Here is a 25,550-nt window from a genome sequence, read left to right on the forward strand (position 1 = left end):
CTCTGCCTCGCAGCAGTACGCCGCTCAACCGGCCATTCGGCCAGCTTCTCTTCAACCCGCCTCTCGGAGACACTATGTACAAGCGTATCCTGGTTGCCGTCGACGGCAGCGACACTTCCCGCCACGCGTTCGATGCCGCGCTTGCGCTCGCGCAATCGCATGGCGCGGAGCTGCAGCCGTTCTACGTCGTCGAGAATGCCGCGATCTACTACAACGTGCCCGGTTACGATCCCTCCGTGCTGCGCGACCAGCTCCTCGCGCAGGGCAACGACCTCGCCAAGGAATTCGCGCAGCGCATGCAGGCGGCCGGCGTGAAGGGTGAAGCCAAGCTCGCCGAAGCATCGTCGCTCGCCGATGTCTCGTCGCTGATCCTCGACGGCGCGAACGCATTCGGCGCCGACCTGCTCGTGCTCGGCACGCACGGCCGCCGCGGCTTCCGCCGGCTCGTGCTCGGCAGCATCGCCGAGCAATGCGTGCGGCACGCATCGCTGCCCGTGCTGCTGATTCCGGCAGCCGCGCACACCGACGAGCAAGCGAGCTGACCGGCGGGCGGCGGGCGCACGCAGCAGGCGGCGCCGGCCGCCGGAAAAGTGCGCGACGGCGAGCGACGAGGGTGCGGCGGATCGCGACGTTTTGTCACCCGACAGCGGCAACTTGCGGTGGGACAATGATTCCGTCGATTCAACGCCGGAGAAGATAACCATGTTGACGCCCGTCGCCACTCGCACTGCCACTTCGCCTCACGTCGGCAGTTGGGCTCCCCGCCAGGCTGCGCACTGCTCGTCGTGTGCGATGCGCCACCTGTGCATGCCGCAGGGCCTGGCACCCGAAGCGCTCAGCCGCCTCGAATCCGTCATCTGCGCCGCGCGCGCCGTGAAGCGCGGCGAAGCGCTGTTCCGCGAAGGCGACGCATTCGACAACCTGTATGCAGTGCGTTCAGGTTCGCTGAAGACCGTCGCAACGCGCCACGACGGCCGCGAGCAGGTCACCGGCCTGCATCTCGCGGGCGAAGCGCTCGGCCTCGACGGCATCTGCGACGACACGCATCCGCGCACCGCGGTCGCGCTCGAAGACAGCTCCGTTTGCGTGATCCCGTACAGCGCACTCAAGGCGCTGTGTTCCGAAGCTGGCTCGATGCAGTTGCGCATGCACAAGCTGATGAGCGAGCAGATCGTGCGCGAAACGTCGCAGACGATGCTGCTCGGTTCGCTGAACGCCGAAGAGCGCGTAGCCGCGTTCCTGCTCGACGTGTCGTCGCGGTACCTGAAGCGCGGCTATTCGCCGACGGAATTCAACCTGCGGATGACGCGCGAGGATATCGGCAGCTACCTCGGCATGACACTCGAGACGGTCAGCCGCACGCTGTCGAAGTTCCAGAAGCGCGGCCTGATCGAGATGCACGGGCGTCTCGTGCATATCGTCGATTTCGACGGCCTGCATCACCTCTGATGCGCAGTCCGGCGCGCGCGACACGCGTGCCGCCGGCCACGCCAAATCGGCCCCGCGTTGCGGGCCATGTCCCCCGCCCGCAACGCGGTGCCCTCGCCCGGCCGCCCGCCTCAATCGAGAAACAGCGCGGCGCGCGCCTTGAGCGCCGCGCTGAAATCGTCGAGCCAGCCGATCGACAGGCGCCAGCTCTGCCAGTACAGCTCGATGTCGACGGTGCGTCCCGCCGACATGTCGACGAGTTCGCCCGCCGCCAGCTGGCGGTCGACCATCCGGTCCGGGCACATCCCCCATCCCAACCCCGTCTCGCACGCGCGCAGATAGCCGGCGACGTGCGGTATCCAGTGTTGCGGCGGATCGAGGTCCGCGCGCGTCACGCGCCGGATGAAGCGCGCCTGCAACCCGTCCTTCGGATTGAACATCACGCACGGCGCGCGGCGCAGCGACTCGCGATTGATCCCCGCGCTGAAATAGCGCGCATGAAACTCCGGCGAACACACGGCGCGATAGCGGATGCACCCGAGCCGCGTCGAGCGGCAGCCCTGGATCGGCTCCGCCTGCGCGGTCACCGCCCCCTGCACGCTGCCGTCCCGGATCCGCGCCGCCGTGTAGTCCTGGTCGTCGATCACGAGATCGAGCAGCGTCTCGCGCTCCGCGCAGAACGGCCCCACCGCGTCGATGAACCACGTCGCGACGCTGTCGTCGTTGACCGCGACGCGCAGCGTCGGCCAGTCCGCCGCGAGCGCGCCGGGCAATGCGGGCATCCGACCGGACAGCTCCGCCTCGAGGAACTGCACGCGCTCGGTGTGGCGGCACAGCAGCGCGCCGGACGTCGTCGCGACGCACGGCTGCCCGCGCTTGACGAGCACGCTGCCGACCCGCTCCTCGAGCAGCTTCACGCGCTGCGACACCGCCGACGGCGTGACGTTCAGCTCCTTCGCTGCGCGCTCGAACGAGCCGTGCCGGATCACGGCCGCGAGCGCATCGAGCAATGCATAGTCGAGCATCAGTTTTCCTTAATCCACATTAGGCGATTTAGCTTTTCTTAGCTCCGCCGACCCTGCAGACTAGCGCTACCCGAATCATCCGTCTACTGCTCGCAATCATCATGAACTGGATCGCTTTTTCGCACGGCGCGGCACTTTGCGCGTCGCTCATCGTCACCATCGGCGCGCAGAACGCCTTTGTGCTGCGCCAGGGCATCATGCGCTCGCACGTCGGCAAGGTCGTGCTGCTCTGCGCGCTGTCCGACATGATCCTGATCGGCGCCGGCGTCGGCGGCGCGTCGGTGCTCGTCGAACGCTATCCGACCTTCGTCCACGCGGTGCTGTACGTCGGCCTCGCGTATCTCGCATGGTTCGGTCTCAGTGCGCTGCGCCGCGCGCTGAAGCCCGGCCATGCAACGCTCGACGTCCGCGGCGACGCGGTCGCGCCGCCGCAGCAAGGCGCGCTCGCAATCGTGCTGATGACGCTCGCGTTCACGTGGCTCAACCCGCACGTCTATCTCGATACGTTCCTGCTGATCGGCACGGCCGGCGCACGCGAACCGGAAGGCGCGCGGCTCGCGTTCGCGATCGGCGCGATGACGGTCAGCATCGTGTGGTTTCTCGGCCTCGGCTACGGCGCGCGGATGCTCGCGCCGTGGTTCCGCCGCGCGGTCGCCTGGCGCGTGCTCGACGGCGCGATCGGCAGCATGGTGCTGTTCATGGCGGCCGTGCAACTGCGGTGACAGGCACGCGTGATCCGTCCCGGCGCTCTGCATGGCTGCGGGCGCCGGTGCGCGAGACCGTCTTTCCCCGACAACCACGCCATTCACCGGCCGGCGGCCCATCGCCGATCGATTGCGCAGTCAGCATCGCCGGCAGGTGACCGCCCGTCCGTCATCCTGTACGCAATGTCCACCATTGCGACGCGCGGCAGCGACGATCGGGCCCCCATCCCGAGAATCACGCCGGCCGCGCCGGCAAAAACGCATCCTCCGCGGAACCACCGCGCGCCAGCCACCGTCTGAACCGAACCGACGTATCCTGATTTTTTCCCAACGCAGTTTTCGGAGATGAAGATGGCACTACGCTCACTCGGCACGTCAGACATCCAGGTATCGCCACTCGCGTTCGGCGGCAACGTATTCGGCTGGACCGTCGATGAGGACGCATCGTTCTCGCTGCTCGACGCGCTCGCCGACGCCGGCATCAATTTCATCGACACGGCGGACGTCTATTCCGCCTGGGCGCCCGGCAACAGCGGCGGCGAATCGGAAACGATCATCGGCAAGTGGCTCAAGCGTTCCGGCAAGCGCGAACAGGTCGTGATCGCAACGAAGGTAGGCCTGCTCGGCGCACGGCCGGGCCTGTCGAAAGAGAACATCCTGAAGGCGGCCGACGATTCGCTGCGCCGTCTGCAGACCGATTACATCGATCTCTATTTTTCGCATCGCGACCTGTCCGACTCGGCGCCGCTGGAAGAAACGCTCGGTGCATACCAGGCACTGATCGACGCGGGCAAGGTGCGCATCATCGGCGCATCGAACTACAGCGGCCAGCGCCTGCGCGAAGCGGCCGACATCAGCCGTCGCGACGGCCTGCCCGCGTACCAGGTGATCCAGCCCGAATACAACCTGTACGATCGCGCGGAATACGAGCGCGACCTCGAGCCGGTGGTGCGTGACCTGAAACTCGGCGTCGTCAACTACTACGCGCTCGCGAGCGGCTTCCTGTCGGGCAAGTACCGCTCCGAAGCGGATCTGAAGAAGAGCGTGCGTGGCGACCGCGTCGCCGGCTATCTCGACGATCGCGGCCTGCGGATCCTGGCGGCGCTCGACGCCGTTTCGGCCAGGCACGGCACGCAGCCGGCCGCGATCGCGCTCGCGTGGCAGATCGCGCGGCCCAGCATCACCGCGCCGATCGCCAGCGCGACGTCGCTCGCGCAACTGGCGCTGCTCGGCGACGCGATCCGCATCCGGCTCGATCAGGACGACATCCGGCAGATCGACGAGGCCAGCGCGATCTGACTTCTCTGCATGGCCGGCGCGTTGCAGCGGGCGAATCACGACAACGCAGATCAACGGCGTGATGGATCCCGACGGCGCATCGAGCAGCGCGATGCCGTCGATCGCGCGGGTCGGGTTCAGTACGCGGTTCCAGCGGACGAAGGCCGGCCTGCGTCCGGCGTCCGGTCGCCGGCTCCGTGCATGCGCCGTGTGCCGGATTCCCCTTGCCCCAACAGGATCGGCAGCACGACCAGCGGAATCCCGAGCCGATGCAGGCGGCTCTGGAGCCCGAGCGCCGTCTGGTTGTGCATCCAGTCGCTGAAGCGCCGCCCTTCCGGCAGCACGAGCTGATTCGTGAAGCACACGCATCCGGGAAAGCCCGACACCGCCGCGTTGACGAGCCGCTCCAGTTCCGCGACGGTATCGGTGCCGTGCCCGATCATGCGGCCGGTCTCGAGGCCGGCCATCCGGCAGTATCCCTCGAGTTGCCGCAGCGACCGCTCCAGGCGCTCGCGCCGGCGCCGGATCGCCCCGGCAGCACCCAGCGCTTCCGCCTCGACTTTCACGACGCCAACCAGCACGACGCGGCGGAAGCGCGCCGGAAAAAGCCGCTGCACCCACAGCAAGGTGTGGATCGCGGGGCCGCAATGTTCGGTGACCAGCAGCACGGCCACCTGTTCGCCTGCCGCGTGTCCGACCGCACCGGCCGGTGCGGACTCCGGCGCCGGCAACGCAAAAAGCGCGTCGATCTCGCCCCGCCGTTCGTCGACCCACGCGTAGTGGCGCCGCACCGCGACGCAACCGCCGATGACGGCCAGCGTCACGCACAGCGTGATCCAGCCGCCCGCGAAGAACTTCTGGGTCAGGGTCATGACGAGGATGACCGCCGCGATCAGAAATCCTGTCCCGGCAACGCTCACGCGCAGCGGCCACGCGCGCACCGCCTGTCTGCGCATCCACCAGTAGCGGCACAAGCCGGCCTTCGCGAGCGCGAGACTCAGGAACACGTTGATGCTGTACAGCACGACAAGCACGTTCAATTCGCCGCGGCTCGCGACGAGAATGGCGAGCGCGCTGCCTCCGATGAACAGCACGCCGTTCTGCCGCACGAGTCGGCTCGACAGATGGGCGAACGCATGGGGCAGCCACGAGTCCGTCGCCATGTTGCCGAGCAGCGACGGCGCAAAGATCAGGATCGAATTCGCCGCCACGAACAGGACGGCGCCTTCCAGCGCAAGCACGGCGAGCAGCAGCGCGTCTTTCGCGAGCGGGACGACCGGCAGCGTTCCGATCACGGCGCCGAATGCGACGGCATTGAGCGTCTTTCCGGCAACCGGCCGCACGCCGGACAGCGTATAGAGCACGAGAATGCCGCCGGCGATGAACCCGAGCGTCAGCGCGACGGACAGCAGCACCGTCTTGCCGGTCCTGTAGCGCGGCCGCGTCAGCAGGTTGACGTTGTTCGCAATCGCCTCGATGCCGGTGAACGAACTGCCGCCAAGCGCATACGCGCGCACCAGCACCGCGGCGAGCAGCAGCCAGCCCATCTGCTGCGACAGGCGATGCGCGCCGCTCGCGGCGTGCATCAGGACAGGCGGCCCACCGTGTGCGGACGCGGCGATCCCGTAGACGATCAGCACGCCATGACTGAGCAGGAACGCCATCACGATCGGCAGCAGGAACCGGATGCCGGCGCTCACCCCGCGCAGGTTCAGCACGATCAGGAGCAGCAGCAGGCCGACTTCCACCGCCAGCTTGTACGGCTGGGCGTGCGGCGACAGGAAGCTGAACAGCGTGTCGGTGCCGCTTGCGAGCGACACGGCAATCGTCAGCATGTAGTCGACCAGCAGCGCCGAGCCGGCGACGAGCCCCATGCGCGGCCCGAGCAGTTGCGACACGATCTTGTAGTTGCCGCCGCCGGACGGAAACAGCGCGATGATCTGCGTATAGGCCAGCGCGAGGACCACGACGGTCGCCGCGATCGCCAGCGCAAGGAACGTCCCGAGTTCGGGGTGGCCGCCAAGCGCGAGAAACGCCTTCTCCGGCCCGTAGCACGCCGCCGACAGCCCGTTCGCGCCCAGTCCCGCCGATGCAAGCACGGCGGTCAGCAGGATGCCGCGGCGGGTGGACGGATCCGCGGGATCGCGAGGGGGGCCTACGATCCAGTGCGCGAATCGATTCAGGACAGACACGATCCACCCCCATTGCGCGGCCGATCGACATCCTTGTTGTAGCACGGTGCGCACCGGCTTCCGCGCGCGGCGGACGGCTGGCACAGGCGCGCGCGCCAGCCCCCGGGCGGCCGGTTATCGCTCAGTTAGCGGCCGCCTAACGGCCGGCCAGCATGCTCAGCTGCTCCGCAAGCGGCCCGAGCGCCAGCGCCGGCAAGTACGTCAGCGACGCGATCATCACGACGGTGCCGATCAGCAGCCCGATGAAGAGCGGGCCGTGCGTCGGCAGCGTGCCCGGGCCTGCTTCCCGCCGCACCTTGCCCGCGAGCGAGCCGGCGATCGCCAGCACCGGCACGATGACGACGAAGCGGCCGAACCACATCGCAATGGCGAGCATCCAGTTGTAGAACGGCGTGTTGGCCGACAGGCCCGCGAACGCACTGCCGTTGTTGTTGGCCGCCGACGAAAATGCATAGAGGATCTCGCTGAACCCGTGCGCGCCCGGATTCGCGATCCCCGCGACGCCGGCCGGCGCGAGCACGGCGATCGCGGTGCCGACCAGCACGAGCAGCGGCGTCGCGAGCACCACGATGGCGACCATCTTCATCTCGTACGCGTCGATCTTCTTGCCGAGATATTCCGGCGCACGGCCGATCATCAGCCCGGCCACGAACACGGCCAGCATCGCGACGATCACCATGCTGAACAAGCCGGAGCCGGGTCCGCCGAACACGACTTCGCCCGTCTGCATCAGCACCATCGGCACGAGGCCGCCGACGGGCGTGAACGAATCGTGCATCGCGTTGACGGCGCCGTCGCCGCCGCTCGTCGTCACGGTCGCGTAGAGCGCCGACGACACGACGCCGAAGCGCGTCTCCTTGCCCTCCATGTTGCCGCCCGGCGCGACCGGCAGGGTCACGACGCCCGCGTGCGGCCCGGCGACGGGTCCGATGCCTTGCTGCTCCGCATGAATCGCGAAGGCGGCCGCGACGACGAACATCGCGGACATCGCCGCCAGCAGCGCCCAGCCCTGCCGGCGGTCGCCGACGACGACGCCGAACGTGTAGCAGAGCGCAGCCGGGATCAGCAGGATCGCGAGCATCTGCAGGAAATTGGTCAACGGCGTCGGGTTTTCGTACGGATGCGCGGAATTCGCGTTGAAGAAGCCGCCGCCGTCGCCGCTCAGCAGCTTGATCGATTCCTGCGATGCAACGGGGCCCATCGGCAGCTGCTGTTGCTGCGACGTCATCGACTGCTGCATGACGTTGCCGGCGGCGTCGTGCACCGGCTGGCCCTGCGCATCCAGTTTCGGCTGCTGCCACGTGACGGCCTGCACCGTATGCACGTCGCGGGTCGACGCGAAGTTCTGGATCACGCCTTGTCCGATGAATGCGAGCGCGAACAGAATCGAAAGCGGCAGCAGCACATAGAGCGTCGAGCGCGTCAGGTCGACCCACAGGTTGCCGACCGTCTGCGCGCCGCGTCGCGCGATGCCTCGCATCAGTGCGAACATCACGGCCATCCCGCTGGCAGCGGACAGGAAGCTCTGCACCGTGATGCCGAGCATCTGGCTCAGGTAGCTCAGCGTCGTCTCGCCCGCGTAGCCTTGCCAGCTCGTGTTCGTCGCGAAACTCACCGCCGTGTTGAATGCGGAATCGGGGCTCACGGCCGGCAGCGCCTGCGGATTGAGCGGCAGCCACTGCTGCACGCGCTGCAGCACATACAGGAACAGCGTGCCCGCGGCGCTGAACAGGATCAGCGCGAGCGCGTAGGTCTTCCAGTTCATTTCGGCATCCGGATCGATGCCGGCGGCACGATAGATCAGCCGCTCGACAGGCCGCCCGATCGCCGACAGGAACGGCGCGCCGCCTTCCGCCGCACGCGCCATGTAAAGCCCGAGCGGCTTCGCGAGCGCAATCAACACGACCATGAACAGGCCTACCTGAAACCCGGCGCTTGCCAACATGTCATCCTCCCGCAGCAGCCACACATCGCAAAAGCGGGCGCCTCATTGGTATTTCAGTTCGTCGGAAGTCAATTCGATGGAAAGACTGCGGTACGCCGCGTAAACATGCCGTCAACGCGGGGCCGGGAACGCCGCCAGGAGACATGCAGCGTCAGACGGTACGCACAAGGTCGGGATTCAGCTCGATGTGCAGAACCACGAGCCAGCGTCGTGGACAGGTGTCGGCGATCTTCGGCAGGTCTTCGTCGTCTCCTGCGCGCAGCGAGCCGATGCACCCCGTGTCGACCGCGTGGCGCCACGCATTGCGCGCGTCGATGAGCAGCCAATAGCTGACGAGCGCACAGGTCACCGAGCTGAAGACGAGCGTCTCCAGCATCGTCAGGTCGGCCCCGACCTGCTCTGCCACATACGCAAATGCGAAGGTAAGGAGCTCGTTGATCGCGATCGTGATCAGCACGACCTTCATCCAGCCGCGCACCCGCATCGCCGCCTTGCGGCGTGCGTCGTCCTGCGGGCCGCCGGACCCCGATCTGTCGTCACCACGCGGTGCGTCGCGCATACGGTCGTGCCTCATGCGGCAAAGCGGACGAAACGCGCGCTCGGCAGCGCGATCTGGTGCGTCCACGCGGCCAGCGTCCGGGCGACGACCGGCGCCTTGCTGAGAATCGCACTGTCGTAGCGCTTGCCGGCAAAGTGCACGATGTCGACGATGCGGAATCCCTGCCGCCGATAGAACGCGACGAGGTGCGCGGCCGGATACGGCGTATCGAGTGCGAGCTCCGTATAGCCACGCGTCGACGCCCAGTGCTCGGCGAATGCCAGCAGCGATTTGCCGATGCCGCGTTTCTGCCACGACGGATCGATCGCGAGCTGGCGGATCGACGCGACATCGTGCCGATGGTAATGGCCGCAGGCCGATGCGGCGTCCTGCGCATAGAGCGTCATCGTGCCGATGATGTTGCCGTCGCTGACCACCACGTAACAGTCGCCCGCCTGCGCGCGCCGCCGCGTGACTGCCTCGTCCTGATCGACGCAAGTGCAATTCAACCCCATCATGCCGAGTCGCGCGAACGCGCGATGCAGCATCGCCGTGAGCTGCTCGTACGAATCGTGCGCCGGATCGAAACGCCTCAGCACCACGTTGCCGATGCGTCGCTTGACGCTCGAGAGAGGCGTGTGCGGTGCGGTAGTCGCACGTCGCTTCGACATGACATCACTCCAGGGTTCCTGAGTTACCCGAAGTCTAGGGTCGGCCCATAGGCGTCACAAGGAAAAATGTCGTAAAGAATCGCGCGGCGAACGCGTATATATCGCGCGTTTACACGGGCGCTTGCGGGATTTACGCCATTTCTATCCGGATCGTTTTATAAGTTGACTGCGCGTGTCCGTCCTGATGAACAGCACGTGATCCGCACGCGAACGGCACGGCCGGAATCCGCATTGCCGTACGCAACAGACATCCTGGGGAGCCCCATGAAGCACATCCTGGAAGACCTGCAGGCCCTGATCGGCTCGCGCAAGATCGTGCCCCTCCACGGCCCGCGTGCGGAAACGGCGCGCAACGTCGTGATGCGCGTCACGCTCGATGCGCGGCATGCGACGCCGTTGCGCCAGGCGCTGATCCGCGACTGCGCCGGCCAGCCCTGGACGATACGCGTGACGCCGCTGCACGGAACGGATCGCGTGACACTCGCCCTCTATCTGCCGAGGTCCGCGCTGAAGGGCGCGATGCAGCATGTAACGCGTCTCGCGCCGACGGCCGAGGTGTCGCAGCTGCTGGAAGTGCCGGAAGCGCCGACCGCCGCGTGGCGCAGGCTGATGCAGGCGGAAACGCCGCAAACCGTTTCCCCCGCACTGCGCAAGGCAGTGCCGGCCGGCGAAGCGTCGCTCGCCGAGCTGCTCGTCGAAGACCATGTCCTGCTCGGGCTCGACGTGGCCGATCGGGACGCGCTGTTCGCTCGACTCGCGGAATGCCTCGAGCAGCGCTACGGGTTGGAGGCGTCGGCCGTTGTCGCGGGTCTCGTTGCGCGCGAAGCACTGGGTTCGACCGCGCTCGGACAAGGCGTCGCGGTGCCTCACGGCCAGATCAAGGGGCTGCAGACGGCGCTGGCGCTGTACGTGCGCCCGGCGAAGCCGATCCCGTTCGATGCGCCGGACGGCTTGCCCGTGTCCGACCTCGTCGCGCTGTTCGTGCCCGAGTGGGCGAACATGACGCACCTGTACCTGCTGGCCGAGGTCGCGGAGCGGTTTTGCGATCAGCGGTTTCGCGACCAGCTTCATGCCTGCGGCAATGCGCGCGACGTATGCCGGCTGTTTGCGGACTTCGAGGCGCGAGATGCTGCGGAAAGTCACGGGAAGCATTCGGCGTCGCCCCACATCCCGCCCGCTGCAGGCGGACCGTTTCGGCCGCACGGCTGATCGCGGCGTTTCGATCGTCGCTTCCCGTTGCGACTGAACCGCCGCGCGCATCCGGAAACCGGCTCCGAGGAGCCGGTCACACAAACGCTGGGCCGGGACCCGCCTTACGGCGCGGCGACGCCTTGCGTCCTGGGCGTATAGGGCGTGTAGAAGCTTGCGCCGGCCCACGCAGGCGCCGGCGCGTCATACAGCGGCGCACCTTCGACATAATTCGCTGCCACGTGCCAGTCACCGGAACCGGCGTATTTCGCCACGGCCGGATACGGGTAGACCGGCCGCGAAGCAGTCACGTTGTTCGACGAATCGGTCTGGTAGGCCGTGACCGCGTCCGGCGCCGTACCCTGCTCGACCCAGCCCGTGATCTTCGACACGAGATCGATGTTCGGGAAGCCTTCACCGCCGCCGCAGTGGCCGACGCCGGGCACCAGGTACAGGCGGGCGAACTGGCCGACGTTCGAGCTGCCCATCGTGTTCTGCATCGCTTCGTAATAGCGGATCGTGAACAGCGGCGAGATATGCTGGTCCGCCCAACCGTGCCACAGGATCAGCTTGCCGCCCGCATTGCGGAACGCGGACAGATCGGGGTTCGTCGCGTCGTTCAGCGGGTGGTTGGCCTGCAGATAGGTTGAATAGAAGCTGGCGTCCTGATAGCCGAAGCTGTCGATGGTCGGCATGCTCGGCGATCCCGTGAAGATCAGCGTGTACGCGCCGGTCACGATGTTGTAGCTGAACAGGTTCGTGACAGGCACCGCACCGGCCGTCGACGCCGTGGTCGGCGTCTCGACACCCGGCCAGTTGACCTCCGAGCCCAACTGCGGCGAACCGCCCAGCATGCGCTCGTCGGTCGTCGCGTCGAGCGGCCCGCTGTAGATTCTGCTGGCTGCGGTGACCTGCGCCGCGGTCAGGCAGTTGCCGGAGCTCGCCGCGCCGGCCGCGCACGCGATCGATGCCGGATTGAAGTTGCACGCGCGCGGATCGCTGAGCAGGCCGTCGGGCGCTCCGCTGTCGCCGCCGCACGCGGCGACCACGGCCTTGTGCAGGATCGCGATCGTGTCCGCATAGAGGATCGCGTTGCCGGTGCTGTTGCCGGTCGTGCTGTTCGCCGTCACGTTCCAGCCGTGATACAGCGAATTCTGGATCTGGAAGTGGGCAGCCGGCGCGCCGACGACGATGCCGTTGTAGTCGGCCGGATAGCGTTGCGCGGCCATCAGCCCTTCCCGGCCGCCGTCGGAGCAGCCAATGAAGTACGAGAATTTTTGCGACTGCCCGTAGTAGACCTGGATCAGCTTCTTTGCCGCAAGCGTCGTGATGTGCTGGCCGCGGTACGCGAAGTCGGCCTGCTTCTGCGGGTCCGTGGTCCAGGTCGCATCCTGGCCCGAGTGGCCCATGTCGGTTGCGGCCGTCACGAAGCCGCCCTGCTGGACCAGCGGGCACTGATAGCTGAAGCTGAACGAACTCTGCTTGGTCGGGTCGCTGACGTTACCGCACAGGCCACCGCAGCCGAGGGCCGCGAAGCGCTGCGTCCACGTATTGACGGGCAGCGCGACCTCGAACGTGTTGGAAGGCGCAAGCGTCCCCTTCACCGCGCAGTAGCTGATGGTGGTGCCATTCACCGTCGCGGTCGTGACGGTCGCCGACGTAATCGAACTGCCCTGGCCGCCGATATCGGTGATGTCGACCGACGTCAGCTTCGAACAATCGACGACCGGGGCAACGACAGCCAGCGTCGTCGACGTTGTGCTCGCGCCTGGGTCGGCGCTGCTCTCGCTGCCGCCGCACGCCGCCACGACAGCGGCCGCGGCGCAGATCGCAAACAGGCTGAGCAGCGACGACGCATGGGCGCGCTTGCGCGCCAGCAGCCCGAAAACGTGCAGGACTCTCATGCTTGTCTCCTTGATGATTGCTTGCCGGAATCGAAAATCTGTTCTTTGCATTCCTTATTGATCTCCGTGAATTGCCGCGTCCTGTCTGGATGATTCTGTCGACCGACGCGTTGCGACGAGCCCGCCGCAACATCGGTTCGGTCAGCGTGGCGGCCTCCGGACAGCCGATCAGATGGCCTCCCGTATCGCCGGTCGTCGATGCGGGCCGCAACGGATCCCGACAGTACGGACTCGGTGTCGGATGCCGAAAGTCAGGGTTAACATCGACATGTCGCTCTCGATGTGCGCTGGATCAGCGGATTTCCGAACAGCCCGCCGCATCGGCACGCGCCCGCAACGTCAGCCGGACGCGGGTCGCCTCGCATCGCACACGGTCCGCATTCGAACCATCCTCCGCCCGATGCGCGTCTCCACCGATAAATGAAACAGATACCCGGATAAGCACCTCGCAAACGCCCGCATGCACATTGCACGGGCAACCGTTGAAACGGCGGTGCCGGCGGCGCGCTTGCGTGTGGCCGCGCAGGCCGATGATCGCCGCTTGAGCGCCTCACCTCTCCCGATCGATAATCGTGCTGATCGCCCAATCCCATTCAATCAAAACGGAAGTTTCCGCATGTTGAGCGTTGGCCCTTTCTCGGCGCGCGTGGTGGCAGTCGCCATCGCCGCGCTCCTCGCGTGGCTCGTCGCACGTTTCATGCAACGCGGCCAGTCGAACGGTCGGCACAAGACCGCATCGAGCCTGATCCTCGACGCGCTGCTGATCGGCCTGATCGCTGCGCGCGTCGGCTACGTCGCGCGCTGGTGGCCGGATTACTTCGCCGCACCGATGTCCATCGTGGCCCTCGGCGACGGCGGCTTCTACTGGTGGGTCGGCCTGCCCGTTGCGCTCGCCTGCGTCGGGTGGCGGTTGCGTCGCATGCGCGAGCTGGGCCGGCCCGCGCTGACCGGTATCGTTGCCGGCATGCTGGCGTGGGGCGCGGCGCAGGGCGTGCTCGCGTCGTTCCAGAACGCCGCGCCGCCGCTGTCCGCGTTGCAGCTGACGACCGTCGACGCGGCGCCCGTGTCGCCGGGCGCTTACGCAGGCAAACCCGTCGTCGTGAACCTGTGGGCAAGCTGGTGTCCGCCCTGTCGACGCGAAATGCCGATACTCGCGCAGGCGCAGCACGACTACCCCAATGCTGCCGTGCTGATGGTCAATCAGGGGGAAGATGCACAGACGGTCCGTGCGTTCCTCGAACGGCAAGGGCTGCAGTTCAGTCACGTGCTGCTCGACCCGACCCTCCACACGATGCAGGCCTACGGTTCGCGCGGGCTTCCGACGACGCTGTTCTTCGATGCAAAAGGGCGGCTGGTCGAATCGCACATGGGCGAAATGACTGCGGCTCGACTGAAGGACACGATGAAACGTCACTTCAACCCGTGACCCTCGATGCGAGACCTGAATCGGACCATCTGTCCGACACAAGCCGCCGCGCGGCAGATGCGCGACGTACTGTGCTCGTGGGACATGCGATGAGGGAATGACGCCGAGGAAATATGGCAGTGGAAGGTGTGGACCGTTGACGCTCGCATAAGGCAGCGTTGCTCACAACTTGCTTCAGCACGACAGGGTTCTGCTACGGCCGCGCCCACCGGCCGTCGCCAGCGATCCACCGCACGACTCTATGCCCTCGCGGTGAACAAGGAAATCGGACAAAGACGAAAATGCGCGAACGTACGACTGGTCCGCAGCCTTTGTTTTTTCACAGGCTTTGGCTCGACACCGCACACGATCCGACCCAAGTTCAGGCGCGCCAGAAGTGCAGACGCGAGTCGCTGCGATGAATTGACACGGCGATCCCGTTGCCACCAGTCTTTGCTATGGCTTGGCCTTGATAACCGCCAGTGCTGTTTGCGACTGGCTCAGCCACATCGCGGTGAAATTGCAACGGAAGTCGACGAGCGTCATGATCGCTGCATAGTCATGCGCAAGGCTACGATTGAAGATCGGTTCGTGGTGAGCGATCCGGTTACGCAGTTTTCTGATGTCCTCGAGGTGGTTGTAGATCGTCTGCCTATGTACGGCCACCGCAACACCGGGATCAAGATTCGGAAATACGCGCTGCAGGTGTCCATTCCACAACCGTGCGTCGTTACGCGCCGTGAACATGCGCTGCCAAAACACGAACTTCAGTTCGGGAATCACCTTCCCCACCGTTCTCACGTTCCGGCGTGCAGCCTGCAGGTCTGCCTGGGGATTGTAGCCAACTCGCGGTGCCGGAAGGCTTCGCTCAAATGAAGCCGACCAGGGCCAGTTTGCTCCGTATACCGTGTCCAAGACATCGGACACCGCATTGCGAATTACCACCTCGCACACGTGGAGCACGGGCAGCAGTGCGCCAGACACTGCCGCATTCCAAGCGTATAGTTGCAGCGAGGCGAGATCGTGATCATCCGCCGGGCGCGCGATCGCGTCGAATGTCGCCATCCGTGGCCGCGACAAGGCCTTGGTTACAGCGTCGATGACAACTTTGTTGTTTGACATCACATTTGAGAAACGTTAGTATCGCTTTTACTAGCTATGGGACTTGTTGGCGCGAGCCTCCCCCCGTGGACAGACGATAGTAATGAAGAAACCCGCCTCGTGCGGGTTTTTTCAATTTCCGACCCCTATTTTGCGCCCCGCCCCGTAGTGGCTATGCGATCGCTTAGATCGCTACTTTCTGCGCGGGATCTGGTGAGCGTAACCCCGGTCAGGCTACTGATCGCGCTCCGATAAACGTCGACGACCCGTTCCTCGTTGAACCGCTGAGACATTCGATCGCGTCCCCGCCGCCCCATTTCCCTTCGGGCCGAATGGCCCAGGTCAAGCAAGTCCACCATCTTGACGGCCAAGCTCATGCTGTCTCTCGGGCGACAGAGATATCCAGTTACCCCGTCTTCGACGACCTCACGACACCCGGTATTGTCGGTCGTAATGATTGGGCGCCGCATCGCCGATGCCTCCATCAACGACCGTGGCACTCCTTCACGGTAAAAGGACGGGAGAACCACGCAATCCGCCGCCTCGATGCGCGCACGTACATCCTTGACCTGCCCCAGATACTCGACCAGCCCTTCGTCGGTCCATTTGTCGATGTCGGCCTTAGCAATCGCGCTGGGGTTATCGACGCCGAGCGGCCCGAGCAGTTGAAAACGCGCGTATGGGTAACGCCAGCGCAAGATGCGCGCGGCGTTGACGAATTCCTTGACGCCCTTGTCCCAGAGCATCCGCGCGACCAGGATAAAGGTGAAGGTGTCACGCTTCGGCAGCGGATCCGCGTCAAAATGGGCCAGGTTCACCCCTTCGCCATACAGCACACGCCCTCTTTCGGGACGTGCAAGCAGCCGCGCGGCCTTGAATGTCCTGAGATCGTCTTCGTTGAGAAACCATACCTCCTCCGGAAATCGAAAGGCTACGCGATAGAGCACCTTCGCAATCAACGCGGCGGGACTTAGCTTCGTAAAGACATGGCCGAGACCTGTCGTCACCGCAACGGACGGCACGCCGACGAGTTTCGCTGCAATGGACCCGTAAATGTTCGGCTTGATCGTGTAGTGAAAGACTAAGTGAGGCCGCAGATCTTCGTAGTAGAGGCGGAGCTGCTGCATCGTGCGCAGATCGTTGATCGGATTTGTTCCCTTCGGCGAGATGCGCAGCGGCAGGTGTCGACACCCCATACTTTCTAGCGTCGCAACGGTGTCGTCGTGTGGAGCCATGACAACGACCTCCGCGCCGTTCTCGAGCAGCATGCTGACAAGGCCGAGGCGGTATGTGTAGATACTCCACGTGGTGTTTGCGACCAGCGCAATGCGGACCGGCCCGTGGTCAACTTTTGACATTGTTCTTCGCTTTGCTTTGTGATTGGCGCGTGCAGAGAAGCGCAGACTTGATGCGCTGTAGCGCACGGTACGGGATGACTGCGTGAGCCGCTGTCTTGAACAGACCCAGCCAGTCGTATGGATTCAGTGGGTTCCCATAACGCACGATCAACTGCAGCGTCGACAACAACTGCCGACGGCGCTTTGTCGAACTTATCCCGCCGTCATTCAGCTCGCAATAGAGCCCTACCTCCGACAGGTTTGCACAGTCGAAGCGCCCCATGAGGCGCAGAAACAAATCGAGATCCTCGGCAGCGGGGAACTGCTGACGATAACTCCCAACCTCCCGCGCCACATCGACTCGAAGCATTACGGCCGGGTGTACCAAGGGCGTCCTATAGAATCTCTTCCGGCGCAGTTCATCGGGCGCGCTCGGAGGTCTGATCGAGAAGCGCCTACGTCCATCGGCCGACACCATTTCTACCCACGCTCCGACCGCGGCTACGTTCGGGCGTGCCGCCAGGAATGCTTTTTGTTTCGCGAGTCGGCCCGCAACCGCTCGATCGCCGGCGTCGATCCGCGCCGCGAATCGAAACCCACGCCGCGCCAACTCCTCGATTCCTGCCTCCAGAGCCCTCTCAATACCCACGTTTAAGGGAAGTCGCAGAACGGTGATCGAAAGTCCGGGCACGTGTGGCGGAACCGCTGGGGGAGTGCTTCCGTCATCGACCACCAACACGTGCACAGCGCCAAATTCCTCGAATGACTCGAGAGTACGAACCAACCTACTCGGCGAGTTGTATACGGGAATCAGAACGGCGACGTCATTGAGTACACCGCGTGACGTTTCCGACTCGCCTGAGGCACGCGCAGTTTCGCCGTCACCGTCGATCTTGCTATTCATGACCCTCACTGAACTCGCTGGCGATCCGCATGCGGCCGCCATTGTCAAAAGGGGCATGTAATCATGCAGGCCTATTCGGGAACAATTGGACGTGTCTGAATTTTTGAGGCTTCACAACCCCAAGCACTGTCCAACGGCAAATGAGCCTGTAGCCACGCGTTTCCACCGGGCGATGAGCCTGGAGCGAAGGAAATTCGCCGGGGTGTTGACAGCCGATGAACTGCGGGCTATCGGGATAGTTGATCATCTGACGGATGATCATCGACTTGGACGAAACAAGAATCCGCACCGTTGAGCAGGTGCGCACCGCGCTCGACGGCATGCAGGTACGGATTTCACGCCCGCGGCCGGCGCGCAAGCGCGTTGTGCGCGGATCGTGTCGGTTCTGGTGCGCTTCACAGTTACCGCGAACTCAAACGTGATGACCGGGGGTGCTGCGCTATTTGCGCTGCTTCAATTGCTTCAGCCATACGCATGTCACGAGGCTGGTGTGGCGCTGGTTACATGTCAAGGCGCTAACCCGCCCCAAAGGCGCACCTTCGAATGCCTTTGCCAGGGGCACTATACGGAGGCGGATCTGGACGCGCTGGCAGAGGCCGAGCGCGAGTACGGCCAACTTCTCGGAATCCACCATGGTGGCCGTGTTGCGACGCATGTATCAGGTCTATGGCGACGAACGGTTCGTGCGACTGCAGCACCTGTCGTCATCGCATCTCTACAACCTGCGCCGCGCGGCCAAGTATCAGGGCCGCCACACGATTCGCACGCGGACGCGAGCCTATCTGAGGGCCGCCGCCATCGCGGTTCGACGGGCTCCGACGCCCGAGAAACGGCCCGGCTTCATCCGCATCGATAGCGTGCGTCAGGGGCGACTTCCGCGGTCGCTGGAGCGTCTATCACATCAATGCGGTCGACTGCGTCACGCAATGGCAGGTGGTAGCGATCGTACCAACACCCTGGCGCGAACACATGCTACCGACACAGCGCGCGATGCTGGCGCAACTCCCGCTCGAGATCCTGTGATTTCATTCGGACGGCGGTTCCGAACACATCAACTACGAGGTGGCCGCCATGCTTGAGCAGGCGCGCACCGACTTCACACGCTCGCGGCCTCGGTGCTGCAACGACAATGCGCTGGCCGAAGCCAAGAACGACGCAGCGGTATGTCGGCAATTCGGGTTATGCCTATGTGCCCGCCGAGCGGGCCGCGCAGTTCAACGCGTTCTGCGAAGACCTGTTGAACCCGTTCCTGATTTTCCATCGGCCGTGTCTATTCGGCACCGAAGTGCCGGCACCGCGAAGGCCGGGCCGGCTGCGACGGATACACCGGCATCAGGACGTCCAGATGCCGCTCGAAAAGCTCGCCAGTCTTGCGCACGCCAACCGCTTCTTACGCCAGTGAATCACGTTCGACCAGTTGCTCCAGCGGGCGCGCGGCATAACCGACATCGAAGCGGCACGTCAGGTGCGCCAGGCTCGCGACGCCATGATGAATCCAGTGGCAGTCGAAACCAAACCGCTATACAGCGATGTCTGGAGCTTTGCAAAGTGTCATGCAGCCTGAGTCCGTGCCCTAAAATGCCTTTTCCTTTCAACAATCGACCGAACCGACACCACCGACCGCGCCAGGCTCCGTTCGGAGTTGGAAAGTACTCCGACGAAATACGTTCTGCAGAGCGTTTTCGCCGCTGAATCCGTCAACGACGCTCACGCATCGCAATCGCCACCACGATGCCTGACAGGAACGTGACGGCCGCAATCGAGAGGATCGCGTCGGCGAACCCGAAGCGGTCCGCGATGAGCCCCGCCGACAGCGCACCGATTGCATACCCGAGGTCGCGCCAGAACCGGTACACGCTCAGCGACCGCGCGCGCCAGCGCGGGTCCGACGCATCGGAAACCGCCGCGATCAGGCTCGGGTACACCATCGCGGTGCCGAGGCCGAGCAGCACGCTCGCGACCAGCCACCACCGGAACTGCCCCGTCAGCGCGGTCAGCAGCAGTCCCGCGGCCTGCACCCACATCCCGGCGACGATCAGGCCCTTGCGTCCCCAGCGGTCGCTCAGCGGCCCGGTGACGACCTGACACACGCCCCACACGATCGGATAGACGGCCTTGAGAATGCCGATCCGCTCGACGCCGAGCCCGAGTCCCGTGAAAAACAGCGGGAAGATGCCCCAGCTCATCCCGTCGTTCAGGTTGTTGATCAATCCGGCCTGCGACGCCGCGAACAGGTTGCGATCCTTCAGCGACGTGAGCAGGAACACGTCGCGAAACGATAGCGACGACGCTTCCTTCGGCTTGCCGACCTCCAGGCGTACGTGGTCGCGCGTATCGCGGACGACGAGCACCGACAGCGTCAGTCCGGCGACCGCATAGACGATGCCCAGATAGATCGGCATCGGCCGCAGGCCGTAGCGGCTAGCCAGAAAGCCGGTCAGGAATGCGGTCAGGCCGACCGCGAAATAGCCCGCGAACTCGTTGAGCCCCACCGCGAGGCCGCGCCCCTTCGGCCCCACGAGGTCCACCTTCATGATCACGGTCATCGACCACGCAAAGCCCTGGCTGAGACCCAGCAACACATTGGCCGCGATCACCCATTCCCAGTTCGGCGCGGCGATGATCATGAACGGCACCGGCAGCCCCAGCAGCCAGCCGATCACGAGCACGCGCTTGCGGCCCCAAGTGTCCGCGAGCTGACCGGAAACCAGGTTCGCGACCGCTTTCACCAGCCCGAAGCTGACGATGAACGACGTGATGAGCGTCGTGGACTGGATGTGAAACGTCTCGGAGCCGATCAACGGCACGACGGTCCGCTCGATCCCGACCATGCCGCCGACGAACGCATTGATCAGCACGAGCAGCGCGAACTGGCGCCAGTTCGCCTTCAGGCCGAGCCGGGTTGCGGCTCCGCCGCCCTGCATGGTGGGTTCGCCCATGAATTCAGGTCTCCGACAGATTCCAGCCAAAATCGGCCGCACGCGCGCCGCGCTCGCCGCGCAGATCAACGGCCGGTGTCATGCGCGGCCAGCGTGCGATCGAGTGCGATGAGCGTCTGATACAGCACGCGCGTGCCATCGAGCAACTGCTGCGGCTCGATCCATTCCTCGGGACAATGGCTGCGGCCACCCAGGCATGGAATGAAGATCATCCCGATCGGCCCGGTCGGCGCGACATACACGGCATCGTGCCCCGCGCCGCTCGGCAATCTCATGCTAGGGTAGCCGAGCTGACCGGCAGCCTGCTCGACCGCATCCATCACGAGCGGCTGGCAATCCGTCGGGCGGGCGCGGCTCACATGCTCCGCACGCGCGCTCAAGCGGAGCGCGTCCAGCCGCTCGGCCGCGCCTGACAGCAGCGCTTCGGGGAAGCCGTCGAGCACCGCGTCGCTGTCGCTGCGCACCTCCAGCATCAGCTCGACCTGTCCGGGCACGGCATTCGGCACGTTCGGCGTCATCGCAATCCGTCCGACCGTCGCCACCACGTAATGCGGGTTGCCGGACATGGCCGACGCCTGTGCATGCGCGGCCTCGATCAGATGCGCGGCACCGACGAGCGCATCGCGACGAATGTCCATCGGCGTCGTGCCGGCATGGTCCGGCTGCCCGGTCACGGTGATCAGCACGCGCCGGATGCCGACGATATTGGTCACGACGCCGACGGGCAGGCCGCGCGTTTCCAGCACCGGCCCCTGTTCGATATGCAGTTCCACGAACGCCGCCGTGCTGTGCGGCGCGCGCAGCGGCGCATGCAATGCGTCCGGATCGCCGCCGATGCGCCGCAACGCTTCGCCGAGCGTTTCGCCTTCGGCGTTCTTCGCACGCAGCATCCCCGCGTCGAGCAGGCCGGAAAACGCGCGGCTGCCGACGCACGAAATGCCGTAGTCGCTCGGCTCCTCGGACAGGAAGTCGATCACTTCCAGCGGATGGTCGAGCACGATCCCCTGCTCGTTCAGCGTATGGGCGACCTCGATCCCGGCCAGCACGCCGATGATGCCATCGAATCGGCCGCCGCCGACCACCGTGTCGCAATGCGAACCCGTGATCAACGGCTTCGCGCGGCGGCCGCTGCCGTCGCGACGGCCGATCAGGTTGCCGCCCGCATCCAGCGAGACCGACAGGCCGGCCTCGGCGAACTGGCCGGCGAGCCACGCACGCGCGTCGGCGAACAACGGCGAAAACGCACGGCGCGTCCACGGCACGTCCGGCCGGGTGAAACGCGCGAGCTGCTCGACGCGCGCATTGAGACGCTCCGCATTCAGCGGCGGAAAAGCGATCGTGCTCATGCCTCCTCCCGTTGCTTCGCGGCCGGCCGGCCGTCATGCGGCCGCAGGAAGCGGCCCGCGCCCGCGCGATTGACGATCCGCGCGCCGTCGTACACGAGCGCGCCCCGGCAATAGGTGGCCGCAACGCGTACCGTGAATTCCATGCCCTCGAACGTGCTCCATTGCACGGCCGACAGGCTGCGTGACGGATCGAACCGGTAGCGCTCCGGCGCGAGGATGACGAAATCCGCATCCGCGCCGACGTCGAGCGACCCCTTGCGGTCGTCGAGCAGGAAGTGCCGGGCCGGATTCGTCGCCAGCAATTCCGCCACGCGCGTCCGCGCGACGCCGTGCTGTTCGCAACCCGTCCAGAATGCGGGCAGCAAGGTCTCGAGTCCCGGCCCGCCCGACGCGTTCCGGAATACGTTGGGATCGCCCTTGCGTTCGAGTCCCCAGCTCACGTGGTCCGACGACACGAACGTGCATTCGCCACGCGCGATGTGCGTCCACAGCAGGTCCTGCTCGGCCTTCGGCCGGATCGGCGGATAGTGCTTCGTCTTCGCGCCGAAGCGCCGGGTATGCGTTTCATGGTCCAGCAGCAGGTATTGCACGCAGGTTTCGATGCTCACGCGATGACCGGCGCGCCGATACATGTTGCACAGCTCGAACCCGCGCGACGTCGACACGTGAACCGCATGTGCGCGCGCGCCCGTCTCGGCGCCGATCTCGTAGATCAGCGCGGTCGCGAGATTTTCGATCAACGGCGGATGCGCGCGCAGGAATGCATCCCAGCCCGTGTCGCCCGCGTCAGTCATGCGCGCGATGTTCTTGCGGGTCAGCTCCTGCATCTGGTTGTGCACCCCGCAGGCCAGACCCGACGGCGCGATCAAACGGAACGCTTCGTACAGCACGTCCTCGTCCACGCGCGGAAAGCGGCCGGGCGTCGCCTCGAACGTCGAGAACTTGAACGCGCACACGCCGCCGTCGATCAGCCCTGCCGCGGCATCGAGCCCGTGCTGCGCGTTGAGCGTGCCGAACAGCGCGACGTCGACGTGGCAGTCGCGCTCAACTTCGGCGATCTTGCGATCGAGCTGCGCGCGACACGCGACGGGCTCCGGATCGTCGTACGGCATGTCGACCATCACCGTCACGCCGCCCGCCGCCGCCGCGCGGGACGCATGACCGAGCCCTTCCTGATTCGCCTGGCTGCCGGCGTGCACCTGCCCATCGACAACACCCGGGAGCACCCACTGCCCGCGCGCGTCGATCACGTCGCGCGCCGCCGGCGGCGCGCCCGCGCCGCGCGCGACGATCATGCCCTCGCGTATCGCGAGCCACCCGTCGTCGACGATCTGCCGCGCATCCACCAGCCGGCCGCGTACCACCTGCTCGAAATCGCTCACCTCGACCTCCTGCATTTTTGATCACGAGCAGTTTAGGCAGCGTTCTGCCAGAATGTCTTATGCCGATTTATCGTCCTCACATAACACGGAGTTAAGGCTGTGCGTCTCAACCTGCGGCAGATCGAAGTGTTTCGCGCGATCATGCTGACCGGCTCGATCAGCGGCGCGGCCAAGCTGCTGCATGTGTCGCAGCCCGCCGTGTCGCGTCTCATTTCGTATGCGGAACAACGGCTCGGCCTCGCGCTGTTCGAGCGCATCAAGGGGCGCCTCTATCCGACACCGGAAGCGCAGCGTCTCTTCGTCGAAGTCAATGCCGTGTACCAGGGGGTGCAACGCGTCAACGAAATCGCCGAAGACCTGATCGAAAACCGGATGGGCCATCTGCGCATCGCGTGCAGCCCCAATCTCGGGCAATCGTTGCTGCCGCGCGCGATCGCGGCGTTCTACGAGCGCTTCCCCGACGTGCGCATCATCCTGCACACGATGATTCCGAGCGTGCTGCTGCAGGCCGTCCTGACGCAGCAGGTCGAACTCGGCATCGCGTTCCTGCAGGACACGCACCCGAACGTCGAAATCCTGCCGCTCTACGAAAACCGGATGGTGGCCGCCGTGCCGGCCTCGCACCCGTTCGCGCGCCGCAAGTCCCTTGCCGTGCGCGACCTCGCGGATACGCCGCTGATCGGCTATGGGAGCGACATTCCGCTCGGCCAACTGGTGCGCAAGCTGTTCAGCGACGAGGGCCTGGTCCCGCAGGTGAAGATCGAGGTCCAGCAGGCGCACGTCGCGTGCGCGCTCGTGCAGGCCGGCACCGGCATCGCGCTGATCGACGAGTTGACCGTCGCGGGCCCCGTGTGGCCGCAGATGGTCGTGAAGCCGATCGTGCCGACCATCACCGCGCCGGTCAGCGTGCTGCACCCGGTGCTCGCGCCGATGTCGCGTCTCGCGCACGAGTTCATCGAGACGCTGCGCACGCTCGCCGTCAGCGCGTGAAATCGCCTGCCGGAACGGCATCGCGGGATAACCCTAGCCTTAACATCGCGTTATGAAGTCTCCATAAAATAGCAATAACGCTCAATATTCGGCGTCCCTAGAATCGTTTGGACAGTACCGCTGCACAAGGCTTTCCGCGTGGCGCGTACCTCCCTTTCTCCCTCTCAGGACAAACGACACATGGGACGCATCCTGTCTTTGAAAGACGTCGAAGCCGCTGTCAAAGGCGGCTCGGTTTTCGCGTGCGGCGGCGGCGGCTGGGCCGATCACGGCCGCGAGCTCGGCACCCTCGCGGTCACGATCGGCCGCCCCGAGCTGGTTTCGATCGACGAGCTGGCGGACGACGCCTGGGTCGCCACGGCCGCCGCGATCGGCGCGCCGGGCGGCCTCACCGACTGGCAGATGCTCGGCGCCGACTACGTGAAGGCCGCGCAACTCGTGCAGGATGCGCTCGGCGCACCGCTCGCGGGGCTCATCATCGGGCAGAACGGCATGTCCAGCACGCTGAACGGCTGGCTGCCGTCGGCGCTGCTCGGCACCAAGGTCGTCGACGCTGTGGGCGACATCCGTGCGCATCCGACCGGCGACATGGGCTCGCTCGGGCTCGCATCGAGCGCGGCGCCGATGATCCAGGCCGCGGCGGGCGGCAACCGCGACAAGCACGCGTATATGGAAGTCGTCGTGCGCGGCGCGACCGCGAAGGTGTCGCCGGTGCTGCGCAAGGCCGCCGACATGACGGGCGGATTCATCGCGAGCTGCCGCAACCCGATTCGCGCATCCTACGTGCGCCAGCATGCGGCACTCGGCGGCATCAGCCGCGCGCTGGCGCTCGGCGAAGCGATCATCGACGCCGAGCGGCGCGGCGGCAGTGCGGTCATCGACGCGATCTGCGCGTCCACGCACGGCGAGATCATCGCGAGCGGCAAGGTCGAGCGCAATACGCTCGAATACACGCGCGAAGCGTTCGACGTCGGCCTCGTCCATCTCGGCAGCGGCGCGAAGCGCGTGGTCATTCATGTGATGAACGAGCACATGGCGGTTGACGACGCACACGGCGAACGGATCGCGACCTACCCCGACGTGATCACGACACTCGACGCCGACGGCCGCCCCGTCAGCGCGGGGCAGTTGAAGGAAGGGATGGAGATCCATGTGCTGCGGATCGCGAAAGCGCACATTCCGCTGTCGTCGTCGGTGTTCGATCCGGCCGTCTATCCGCCCGTCGAAGCGGCGCTCGGCATCTCGATCGCCGACTACGCGCTTGCGCGCTGAA

Annotated in this window: 21 protein-coding genes; 9 read left to right on the forward strand and 12 right to left on the reverse strand. The window is 65.5% G+C overall.

Going from position 1 to position 25,550, the window contains the following annotated elements; genetic code table 11:
• Positions 1 to 74: 74 nt before the first annotated feature.
• Positions 75 to 542 (forward strand): universal stress protein, encoded by a 468-nt coding sequence (locus ACV229_RS06700; RefSeq protein ID WP_448082335.1) that lies wholly within the window; start codon positions 75 to 77, stop codon positions 540 to 542.
• 160 nt (positions 543 to 702) lie between these two features.
• Positions 703 to 1,449, forward strand: coding sequence for a fumarate/nitrate reduction transcriptional regulator Fnr (gene fnr, locus ACV229_RS06705; RefSeq protein ID WP_448082336.1), 747 nt, complete (start codon positions 703 to 705; stop codon positions 1,447 to 1,449).
• 110 nt (positions 1,450 to 1,559) lie between these two features.
• On the opposite strand, the gene ACV229_RS06710 is transcribed toward fnr, so the two are convergent.
• A complete protein-coding gene (locus ACV229_RS06710) occupies positions 1,560 to 2,453 on the reverse strand; it encodes a LysR family transcriptional regulator ArgP (protein ID WP_448082337.1) in 894 nt (297 codons plus the stop codon).
• A gap of 101 nt (positions 2,454 to 2,554) precedes the next feature.
• Here ACV229_RS06710 and ACV229_RS06715 point away from each other — a divergent pair, with 101 nt between their 5' ends.
• Together ACV229_RS06715 and ACV229_RS06720 are read left to right on the forward strand one after the other, a co-directional pair.
• Positions 2,555 to 3,175 (forward strand): LysE/ArgO family amino acid transporter, encoded by a 621-nt coding sequence (locus ACV229_RS06715; protein WP_448082338.1) that lies wholly within the window; start codon positions 2,555 to 2,557, stop codon positions 3,173 to 3,175.
• 333 nt (positions 3,176 to 3,508) lie between these two features.
• Complete coding sequence (locus tag ACV229_RS06720; RefSeq protein WP_448082339.1) at positions 3,509 to 4,456, forward strand: aldo/keto reductase; 948 nt, start codon at positions 3,509 to 3,511, stop codon at positions 4,454 to 4,456.
• A 116-nt stretch (positions 4,457 to 4,572) separates the two neighbouring features.
• Here ACV229_RS06720 and ACV229_RS06725 read toward each other — a convergent pair whose 3' ends face one another.
• From ACV229_RS06725 to ACV229_RS06740, 4 genes are all read right to left on the reverse strand, one after another.
• A complete protein-coding gene (locus tag ACV229_RS06725) occupies positions 4,573 to 6,627 on the reverse strand; it encodes an APC family permease (protein WP_448082340.1) in 2,055 nt (684 codons plus the stop codon).
• Between the two features lie 136 nt (positions 6,628 to 6,763).
• On the reverse strand, positions 6,764 to 8,572 hold the full coding sequence (gene kdpA, locus ACV229_RS06730) for a potassium-transporting ATPase subunit KdpA (RefSeq protein WP_448082341.1): 1,809 nt from the start codon (positions 8,570 to 8,572) through the stop codon (positions 6,764 to 6,766).
• 151 nt (positions 8,573 to 8,723) lie between these two features.
• Positions 8,724 to 9,146 carry a hypothetical protein gene (locus ACV229_RS06735; RefSeq protein ID WP_448082342.1) on the reverse strand — a complete coding sequence of 141 codons (423 nt, stop codon included), beginning with the start codon at positions 9,144 to 9,146 and terminating at the stop codon, positions 8,724 to 8,726.
• The gene (locus tag ACV229_RS06740; RefSeq protein ID WP_448082343.1) at positions 9,143 to 9,781 is read right to left on the reverse strand and encodes a GNAT family N-acetyltransferase; all 639 of its coding nucleotides are present in this window, start codon (positions 9,779 to 9,781) and stop codon (positions 9,143 to 9,145) included. The genes ACV229_RS06735 and ACV229_RS06740 overlap by 4 nt, the downstream gene beginning before the upstream one ends.
• 264 nt (positions 9,782 to 10,045) lie before the next feature.
• Between ACV229_RS06740 and ACV229_RS06745 the strand changes: the two genes are divergently transcribed.
• Positions 10,046 to 10,990 (forward strand): PTS sugar transporter subunit IIA, encoded by a 945-nt coding sequence (locus ACV229_RS06745; protein ID WP_448082344.1) that lies wholly within the window; start codon positions 10,046 to 10,048, stop codon positions 10,988 to 10,990.
• Positions 10,991 to 11,094: 104 nt separating this feature from the next.
• On the opposite strand, the gene ACV229_RS06750 is transcribed toward ACV229_RS06745, so the two are convergent.
• On the reverse strand, positions 11,095 to 12,873 hold the full coding sequence (locus tag ACV229_RS06750; RefSeq protein ID WP_448082345.1) for a tannase/feruloyl esterase family alpha/beta hydrolase: 1,779 nt from the start codon (positions 12,871 to 12,873) through the stop codon (positions 11,095 to 11,097).
• A gap of 616 nt (positions 12,874 to 13,489) precedes the next feature.
• Between ACV229_RS06750 and ACV229_RS06755 the strand changes: the two genes are divergently transcribed.
• Positions 13,490 to 14,299: a prolipoprotein diacylglyceryl transferase family protein gene (locus ACV229_RS06755; protein WP_448082685.1), complete on the forward strand. Its 810-nt coding sequence runs from the start codon at positions 13,490 to 13,492 to the stop codon at positions 14,297 to 14,299.
• A gap of 435 nt (positions 14,300 to 14,734) precedes the next feature.
• Here the strand turns inward: ACV229_RS06755 and ACV229_RS06760 are convergent, their stop codons facing one another.
• From ACV229_RS06760 to ACV229_RS06770, 3 genes are all read right to left on the reverse strand, one after another.
• Positions 14,735 to 15,400 carry a hypothetical protein gene (locus ACV229_RS06760; RefSeq protein WP_448082346.1) on the reverse strand — a complete coding sequence of 222 codons (666 nt, stop codon included), beginning with the start codon at positions 15,398 to 15,400 and terminating at the stop codon, positions 14,735 to 14,737.
• 125 nt (positions 15,401 to 15,525) lie between these two features.
• On the reverse strand, positions 15,526 to 16,737 hold the full coding sequence (locus ACV229_RS06765; protein ID WP_448082347.1) for a glycosyltransferase family 4 protein: 1,212 nt from the start codon (positions 16,735 to 16,737) through the stop codon (positions 15,526 to 15,528).
• A complete protein-coding gene (locus ACV229_RS06770) occupies positions 16,724 to 17,620 on the reverse strand; it encodes a glycosyltransferase (protein ID WP_448082348.1) in 897 nt (298 codons plus the stop codon). The genes ACV229_RS06765 and ACV229_RS06770 overlap by 14 nt, the downstream gene beginning before the upstream one ends.
• Positions 17,621 to 18,749: 1,129 nt before the next feature.
• Here ACV229_RS06770 and ACV229_RS06775 point away from each other — a divergent pair.
• Positions 18,750 to 19,022 (forward strand): hypothetical protein, encoded by a 273-nt coding sequence (locus ACV229_RS06775; RefSeq protein WP_448082349.1) that lies wholly within the window; start codon positions 18,750 to 18,752, stop codon positions 19,020 to 19,022.
• Positions 19,023 to 19,317: 295 nt separating this feature from the next.
• On the opposite strand, the gene ACV229_RS06780 is transcribed toward ACV229_RS06775, so the two are convergent.
• From ACV229_RS06780 to ACV229_RS06790, 3 genes are all read right to left on the reverse strand, one after another.
• On the reverse strand, positions 19,318 to 20,544 hold the full coding sequence (locus tag ACV229_RS06780; RefSeq protein ID WP_448082686.1) for an MFS transporter: 1,227 nt from the start codon (positions 20,542 to 20,544) through the stop codon (positions 19,318 to 19,320).
• 80 nt (positions 20,545 to 20,624) lie between these two features.
• A complete protein-coding gene (locus ACV229_RS06785; protein WP_448082350.1) occupies positions 20,625 to 21,905 on the reverse strand; it encodes an allantoate amidohydrolase in 1,281 nt (426 codons plus the stop codon).
• A complete protein-coding gene (locus ACV229_RS06790) occupies positions 21,902 to 23,287 on the reverse strand; it encodes a dihydroorotase (protein WP_448082351.1) in 1,386 nt (461 codons plus the stop codon). Before ACV229_RS06790 ends, ACV229_RS06785 begins: the two co-directional genes overlap by 4 nt.
• A gap of 99 nt (positions 23,288 to 23,386) precedes the next feature.
• Here ACV229_RS06790 and ACV229_RS06795 point away from each other — a divergent pair, with 99 nt between their 5' ends.
• Positions 23,387 to 24,277 carry a LysR family transcriptional regulator gene (locus ACV229_RS06795; RefSeq protein ID WP_448082352.1) on the forward strand — a complete coding sequence of 297 codons (891 nt, stop codon included), beginning with the start codon at positions 23,387 to 23,389 and terminating at the stop codon, positions 24,275 to 24,277.
• A 180-nt stretch (positions 24,278 to 24,457) separates the two neighbouring features.
• Complete coding sequence (locus ACV229_RS06800) at positions 24,458 to 25,549, forward strand: DUF917 domain-containing protein (RefSeq protein WP_448082353.1); 1,092 nt, start codon at positions 24,458 to 24,460, stop codon at positions 25,547 to 25,549.
• The last annotated feature ends 1 nt before the right edge of the window (position 25,550 follow it).

Source organism: Burkholderia sp. MR1-5-21 (assembly GCF_053427715.1).

What these genes read in the sequence shown, in the direction of transcription:
- ACV229_RS06780 (WP_448082686.1), bottom strand. Translation starts at nt 20,544, where the DNA reads ATGCAGGGCGGCGGAGCCGCAACCCGGCTCGGCCTGAAGGCGAACTGG.
- ACV229_RS06755 (WP_448082685.1), top strand. Translation starts at nt 13,490, where the DNA reads ATGTTGAGCGTTGGCCCTTTCTCGGCGCGCGTGGTGGCAGTCGCCATC.
- ACV229_RS06710 (WP_448082337.1), bottom strand. Translation starts at nt 2,453, where the DNA reads ATGCTCGACTATGCATTGCTCGATGCGCTCGCGGCCGTGATCCGGCAC.
- ACV229_RS06765 (WP_448082347.1), bottom strand. Translation starts at nt 16,737, where the DNA reads ATGTCAAAAGTTGACCACGGGCCGGTCCGCATTGCGCTGGTCGCAAAC.
- ACV229_RS06785 (WP_448082350.1), bottom strand. Translation starts at nt 21,905, where the DNA reads ATGAGCACGATCGCTTTTCCGCCGCTGAATGCGGAGCGTCTCAATGCG.
- kdpA (WP_448082341.1), bottom strand. Translation starts at nt 8,572, where the DNA reads ATGTTGGCAAGCGCCGGGTTTCAGGTAGGCCTGTTCATGGTCGTGTTG.
- ACV229_RS06760 (WP_448082346.1), bottom strand. Translation starts at nt 15,400, where the DNA reads ATGTCAAACAACAAAGTTGTCATCGACGCTGTAACCAAGGCCTTGTCG.
- ACV229_RS06715 (WP_448082338.1), top strand. Translation starts at nt 2,555, where the DNA reads ATGAACTGGATCGCTTTTTCGCACGGCGCGGCACTTTGCGCGTCGCTC.
- ACV229_RS06770 (WP_448082348.1), bottom strand. Translation starts at nt 17,620, where the DNA reads ATGAATAGCAAGATCGACGGTGACGGCGAAACTGCGCGTGCCTCAGGC.
- ACV229_RS06740 (WP_448082343.1), bottom strand. Translation starts at nt 9,781, where the DNA reads ATGTCGAAGCGACGTGCGACTACCGCACCGCACACGCCTCTCTCGAGC.
- ACV229_RS06750 (WP_448082345.1), bottom strand. Translation starts at nt 12,873, where the DNA reads ATGAGAGTCCTGCACGTTTTCGGGCTGCTGGCGCGCAAGCGCGCCCAT.
- ACV229_RS06745 (WP_448082344.1), top strand. Translation starts at nt 10,046, where the DNA reads ATGAAGCACATCCTGGAAGACCTGCAGGCCCTGATCGGCTCGCGCAAG.
- fnr (WP_448082336.1), top strand. Translation starts at nt 703, where the DNA reads ATGTTGACGCCCGTCGCCACTCGCACTGCCACTTCGCCTCACGTCGGC.
- ACV229_RS06720 (WP_448082339.1), top strand. Translation starts at nt 3,509, where the DNA reads ATGGCACTACGCTCACTCGGCACGTCAGACATCCAGGTATCGCCACTC.
- ACV229_RS06700 (WP_448082335.1), top strand. Translation starts at nt 75, where the DNA reads ATGTACAAGCGTATCCTGGTTGCCGTCGACGGCAGCGACACTTCCCGC.
- ACV229_RS06800 (WP_448082353.1), top strand. Translation starts at nt 24,458, where the DNA reads ATGGGACGCATCCTGTCTTTGAAAGACGTCGAAGCCGCTGTCAAAGGC.
- ACV229_RS06775 (WP_448082349.1), top strand. Translation starts at nt 18,750, where the DNA reads ATGCGCTGGCCGAAGCCAAGAACGACGCAGCGGTATGTCGGCAATTCG.
- ACV229_RS06735 (WP_448082342.1), bottom strand. Translation starts at nt 9,146, where the DNA reads ATGAGGCACGACCGTATGCGCGACGCACCGCGTGGTGACGACAGATCG.